At 45.2% G+C, this 6,372-nt stretch carries 4 protein-coding genes and 1 pseudogene; 1 reads left to right on the plus strand and 4 read right to left on the minus strand.

The window, feature by feature from the left end; translation table 11 throughout:
• Positions 1 to 24: 24 nt before the first annotated feature.
• From RIE73_RS04675 to RIE73_RS04690, 4 genes are all read right to left on the minus strand, one after another.
• A complete protein-coding gene (locus RIE73_RS04675; protein WP_446400087.1) occupies positions 25 to 858 on the minus strand; it encodes a ComEC/Rec2 family competence protein in 834 nt (277 codons plus the stop codon).
• Complete coding sequence (locus tag RIE73_RS04680) at positions 842 to 2,623, minus strand: hypothetical protein (RefSeq protein ID WP_446400088.1); 1,782 nt, start codon at positions 2,621 to 2,623, stop codon at positions 842 to 844. The genes RIE73_RS04675 and RIE73_RS04680 overlap by 17 nt, the downstream gene beginning before the upstream one ends.
• Before the next feature lie 192 nt (positions 2,624 to 2,815).
• A complete protein-coding gene (locus RIE73_RS04685) occupies positions 2,816 to 4,789 on the minus strand; it encodes a polysaccharide biosynthesis protein (protein WP_446400089.1) in 1,974 nt (657 codons plus the stop codon).
• 147 nt (positions 4,790 to 4,936) lie between these two features.
• On the minus strand, positions 4,937 to 5,791 hold the full coding sequence (locus RIE73_RS04690; RefSeq protein ID WP_446400090.1) for a hypothetical protein: 855 nt from the start codon (positions 5,789 to 5,791) through the stop codon (positions 4,937 to 4,939).
• Positions 5,792 to 6,051: 260 nt separating this feature from the next.
• On the opposite strand from RIE73_RS04690, the pseudogene RIE73_RS04695 reads away from it, so the two are divergent.
• Positions 6,052 to 6,372: pseudogene (locus RIE73_RS04695) on the plus strand (hypothetical protein); the annotation flags it as partial.

Below are 6,372 nucleotides of genomic sequence, written 5' to 3' on the forward strand. Positions count from 1 at the left end.
AACGGGTGTCTTGTGTTCTCTAAACTAAGTCCGAATTCGGGAACTGCGATCGCTACACCATAAGCCTGAGGGCGACGGGACTAAAGCATACTTCGCTCCCACCTGTTCAAAAAATTGATTCGGGGCTACCCCCTCCGTACCATGGTGAGGCATTTTCAGGACATCAGCCGCAATTTCTTGGGGATGATCGGCTAAGTAACCCCCGATCGCCCGGTTCAAGTCACCCGTGAATAAATGCTTGTGCTGACCATGTTCTAGCCTCATGATCAGGGACATATCGTTGATATCAGTTGTTCCCACTGGCGTCTGGATGCCATTAAAGGCGTAAAGGATCTTGAGGACAGTATCGTGACCTAAGTCGAAGGCTTGACCTGCTTGGGCAGATTTTACCTCAACTTGGCGTTCTTTTAGCATTTTTCGATAAGTCAGCACCTCCTGATAATTGCAGCCCCAAGGAATTTCCCGGTCACAAATGGTCTTATCGGGTATGTTAAAGTAAACCTCTTTAATGGTAATCCCAGCGTTGATAATAGCAGTTATACCCTGATAATGGTCTCGGTGAGCATGGCTGACGAAGACTAAATCAAGATGATTGATGTTATGGTTTTGCAGAAACGGAACCAGTTGTTGTTCGGCTGGTTGTAAGTAACCCGCGTCTATTAACACTGTCTTTCCCTGCTTAACCTGAATTAGGTGGGCATCTCCTTGCTGTTCGGCATGATTAACGTTAACCATTGTCCACACTACCTCAGGAATGGAGTCCTGAAAACCTTGACCGAGGACTATGGTGATCATCGCGGCAAGGCATAGAGTAATAGCAGTAGCCGCTAGTTTCTGGTACTTACTTGGAATTTTCATAGAGCCAGTAAAAAGGAGGAACAAAGGTTTTCGTCCAACCTGTAGTTAGTACAGCGTCGGCAATCTCTTCAAAATTTTTATTAGTGGTGAAATTTTTTTGCACTAAACTCGCCTCCCAATGTCCAGAACCCTGCCCGACAACTGAAACAGGAGGTGGATTCATTTTGTCGGGTATAGCAATCAACAATTTACAGATTTGATTAGCGTCTACATAATTTTTTAATGCATCGCTGCTGGTTATGCTGGCTAGAGTAGTGCTGGGATTATAGACAAGGGGTCGATTGAAAAATCGAATCGGCAAATTGAAATGAGTTCCTAGTAGAAAACCCGTGGCACTATCACTCACTAAGGCACAGTCTGAATTAAGCTGACGATTGTCTACTAACCATTTTGCCGTGACATCTATTGATTTTAAGGATAATTCGGCTGGAGGTTGATAAACTTGGAACCAAAACCGACCCCGATAAGGATACATTGGTGGCAAAACCATTATTACACCTAAAATTAAAATTGCTACGATAACCTGCAATCGAGGTAAATATAATTTCAGTTTTCTCCTCAATAGCATCAGAATTTCTCGCCCGCCCAAGACGAACATAAAGCTCGTGGGAAATGCATATAAGGCTCGGTAGGTAACATAGTTGCTTTGGTTTCCATGCACTACGGCAAAAAATAGGACAAAAGGCGGAAAAAGCATTAACAGGTAGGGAGTCAGCGCCAAAATTGATATAGTTTTATACTTTCCTAAAAAAACAATGGCTAGAATCAAACTGATTAAACCATGAATGCCAAAGGTTTCAAAATAAGCAAGTTTTACATCCCATATCCGAAACGTTCCCCACTGAGACACGTAGGGTAGACTCCAGGATTCAGTCGGTATGATTTGAGGATTTTTGACCAGATAGGCTCCGAGAGCGAAACTGACAGGGATAATGATGGCTGAAACATAAATGATTTTTTTCAGATGTTTCTTTTGGCTAGTGATATAGTCGAGAAATAAAGCCACCCCAGAAATACACAACAACATCAACTCCTGCCAGTGGTTATAATACATGATCAAGCCAAGCGGGATCAGTAAACCTAGTTGTTTAATTTGACCATTTCTGGCATTAATTAAAACAATGAGCGCTCTAAGATAGGCGATATAAGCTAAAGGGGTTGACGAAAGCGCATAGTATCTATAAAAGCCAAACAGATTTGTGCCAAATAAAAATATAGTGGCAACGACTTGAACCTTTGCCCAATACTGGGAAAACCCTAAGCGAAGTGCCAATAAATAAAATTGGTAGGCTAGGAGTAATTGCCAGAACGCGCTGTAAATATCCAGTGCTACTCGTCGATAGAGTAGCGGCACATCAAACATCAGAGTCCAGCCCCAAAAATAAGTAAATTTGTGGTTGACTCGATTGTCTTGAATAAAATCACTGGCTTGCCACGAGAAAATTCTCCGGAAATGCTCCCACGGATCAGAAGGAAATTCGAGATAAGCTCCTGGTATTAGGAAAAGAAGCAACAGAGCCACCCAGAAGAATAACTCTGATGCCTTAATTTTTCTCGCCGCCAAATTTAAATAATGCAAAAATAATAAAAAATTACCGCAATGAAGGATAATAAATATAGTTTTTAAACCAGATATTTCTAGATTAAAATATTTAAAGTATAAATAAAAAAGCAGGTATGGCAGGAAAAATAACCAACCATCCGCAAACGAAATTATACTGATATTATCTAAGCCTTTACGGATATAATTAAGATAGGTTTTCATGAAGAATGAGTTGATTTTGCTCTGTTGATTAAACAATTTTATTAGAAATATTTAAAGCCATAAATCATATCCTGTCTGGCTAAACAGCCATCATTTCCTTTTACCTGGCAACCTTCCTCCTTCCTTGAGAGCCTTTGAGCCTTGTCTCCAGCAAAGTGTAAGTATTCAACCGGACATACTATCATGCCCTGATTATGAAACTTCCGGGATTTCCGTCTCGACAGGTTGATCCGAGCTACGCTTATTATGAGGGGACTGTTTGTTTAAGTTCTGGCAAGGTTGAGATTCGAGGATGCTTAGACAGCATTGAGCTGTTGTCCACAGCAGGTTGTGAGGGAAGCTAGCCACTGTCGCTTCTGAAAGATTCGCGATCGCCTGCATCAGCGCTTCCCTGGATGGGAGTTGGCTAGAAACCGCCATAATTTTCGGATGTTCTGTCGCAGAAACCTTTTCAGTCGAGCCGACTAACGATTCATGCAGTTTCTCACCAGGACGCAATCCGGTAATCTTAATTGGGATATCCAGTTCTGGCATGAAACCCGCCAACTGAATCATTTGTTGTGCCAAGTCTAAGATTTTTACAGGTTGACCCATATCCAGGATTAAAGTTTGACCGGATTGTCCAACAGCAAGGCTCTGAATCACAAGCTGAGAGGCTTCAGGAGTGGTCATGAAATAACGGGTCATATTGGCATCAGTCACGGTGACAGGACCACCTCTGGCAATTTGTGCCTGGAAAATCGGGATCACACTACCGCGACTCCCCAAAACATTACCAAAGCGCACCACAAGAAAGCGGGTTTGACTTTTGGCGGCGCACGCTTTAACTAGGAGTTCAGCTAAGCGCTTGCTTAAGCCCATAAAGTTACAGGGATCAACGGCTTTGTCGGTAGAAATGAGGACAAAGGTATCTACACCCTGTTGTTCCGCTAGTTGTGCCAGATGAGCCGACGCCAAAGCATTGTTTTCTAGGGCTTCAGTGGGGTTATGCTGCATTAAGGGGACATGTTTGTGGGCTGCCGCATGGAAGACAATTTGAGGTTGCCAGGTTTGGAAGATGGTCTGGATACGACGTTGATGGCGGATATCGGCAATAATGGGTGTCGCCTTCAGGTTGGGGAAATCGCGGCGTAGTTCTTGCTCAATGTTGAAAATACTATTTTCCCCTCGTCCCAGTAATAGGAGGTGTTGGGGGTCAAGACGGGCAAGCTGGCGACAGATTTCTGAACCAATCGTACCGCCTGCACCCGTAACTAGAACCGTGCGCTTATAGATTTGCGATCGCGCGGAGGGAAATTGCTGATTAAATTCATCGGCAAAGTCCAGTTTAATCTCTGGGCGTCCCAAGATATCCTGAATTTGGATGGGTCTAGCTTGGGGCGTCAGGGAGCGATCGCACAACAGTTCTGCCTGTCCCGGTAATACTTTCAGCTTTAAGGCGCTACCCTGGGCGAGATCCACCAATTTGCGGATTTGGGATGCCTTAGCCGAGGGCATAGAAATTAGCACTTCATCGGCGTTGAGGCGTTTGGCGATGGGTACAAGCTGCGATGTCGCACCGAGAACCGGTATACCTTCCACTTTACGTCCCATCTTCGTCGGATCATCATCCAGAAAGCCGAGAATTTCCAGATTAAGCTGGCGATTTTGGTTGACTTCCTGGACAATTTGTGATCCAGCCCGCCCCGCACCGACTAATAGTACCCGCTGGGAATCTCTGGGTGAAGCCGTGCGATCGCGTGGATGGTAACGGACAAACCGACGACGGGCGTAGCGCAGGGCGATCATCCCCATCACACAAAAACTCCAGTCAATCACCGCCACACCCAACGGAACTCCCGAAAAGGAGGTAAAACGGGGAATCAGTAAGCGAGTGATGACTAGAAGGAATAAGGAATAGAGGGTGATCGACTGACAAAGGGTGGTGGCATCTTTAAGTCCAAACAGACGCCAGACTTGCCGATACAGACCAAAACTGGCGTGAAACAGCAAACGCCCTGGAATCGCCAAGAGGGGAAGCATCCAAGCCAGAGCTTGGTGAGAAGCGGGAATATGACCATCAAAGCGGAACCAAAAAGCAAGGCTACAAGCTGACCAAGCTACAAATCCATCGAGTCCGAGTTGTCCCAATCGATATGCGGAAGGAAAGAGCCTTTTTTGGGGCATGAACGGCACCTCTAAGGCGATACTGGCTGCAACAAGGTATGATACATTGGCTTTAACGTCCTGGCTAGGATCACTTTTGTTCCCCACAGATAAGCATATCAGTGGCACAAAAGGTTAGTAGTGGGAACTTTAGTTCCCTAAGCGTAGCTACTTTTTCTGAGATAACTCATCCTTGAGGCGTCTGGCTTGATCGCGGATAATGGCAGCAAGGATAGCAACCATAAAACTGGCGATCGCAGCCAGTACGGCGATTTGTACGAGGGAGCGCGTTGCTTCAACTTTGGATTCGCTTAAGAGTTGAATAGAGATGATTTGAGAGGTAAACTCCGCTAGATTTTCCTGAGCGGGTTCGAGATACTGTTTGTCAAATTCTAGGCTGGCAATGCGAGCTAGAACGGTTGCCCGTTGTGTCTCTAGCGCCTCCAGCCTGAGAGTCGTTCTAATCCGTTCGGGATCGATACCATTGGAGTCACGAACTTGAGCAATTTGTTGTTCGAGCTGTTCCAGAACCTGTTGCTGTTTCTGGATTTCCATGTCAGTGCTGAATAGACTATTGGCGATCGCTTTACCCAATGTATCCTGAAACTCCTGCTGGAGGAGGGTAGAGACTTGAGAACCCGCTTCAGCCAAGAAACCCGTATCGGGCGATCGCACGGTGATGTCGATCTGCTGGGTTTCCGTGTTATAGGTAGGCTTAACCTCAGTTTCATCAATTTTGTCGTAGTGATTCTCCAACAGTTTCACGGTTTTGTGACTGGCTTGCTGGATATCAACGCCAGGGATACCAGACACAGAGATAGGAACCGGGGTGACCGACAGGGTAAGCTGTTTCTGGTATTGTTTGGGCATTAGTAGGGAAAGCGCGATCGCGACGGCTGAGAGTCCCAGCGTTCCCCATGCCATAAACCGCCAGTTGCGGCGGAAAAACTGAATAATATCGAGCAAGGAAATTTCATCTTCATCCTCAATCGTTCTCAGTTCTGTGTTTTGCGTCAATTCCATAGTTCTCCTACACCGAGCGAGCATGATTACAATTAGCATACAGCGTCGAGCTGTAGCGTCATGAGAGTAAACTCAATGGCTGATGTCAATCAAACCTTTCTAGACTGACAAGGGAAAATCCGTAACCCTGGTGTCATTGTTGATGGGGTTAACTAACAGTCGGTAAATATCTAGACAATTAGTGACATAACTAGACATTTTCTCGGATATAATCAGGAAATGTCTAGTTTACCCACCAACAAGCAGCTACTCGACTTTGTGTGACGGTCTTGCAGGTTGCACCGATGGGAACTCAACGGCTGGCTTCGGAGCTTCTCGGACGGCTGGTAGTCCGGAGTCGATATGATATTGTTGACTTAATTGGTAAATATGGTCCTCGAAGTCATAAGCACAAAAAAAATAGTGACCGAACTGAGGGAGGTAGCCAAAAAGCGATGACAACGATAACTTATTGCAAAGGCTTGCCAACTCCTGCCGATGAACTTAACCCCATCGGTTTCACCGACTTGGAGATGTTTTTAACTTCATTGTCCGATATATTCTATCAAGCAACAGTTGAAACCGTTAACCATTTATTAAAT

Origin of the sequence: Coleofasciculus sp. C1-SOL-03 (assembly GCF_040220555.1) — a bacterium.
Classification (GTDB): domain Bacteria; phylum Cyanobacteriota; class Cyanobacteriia; order Cyanobacteriales; family Coleofasciculaceae; genus Coleofasciculus.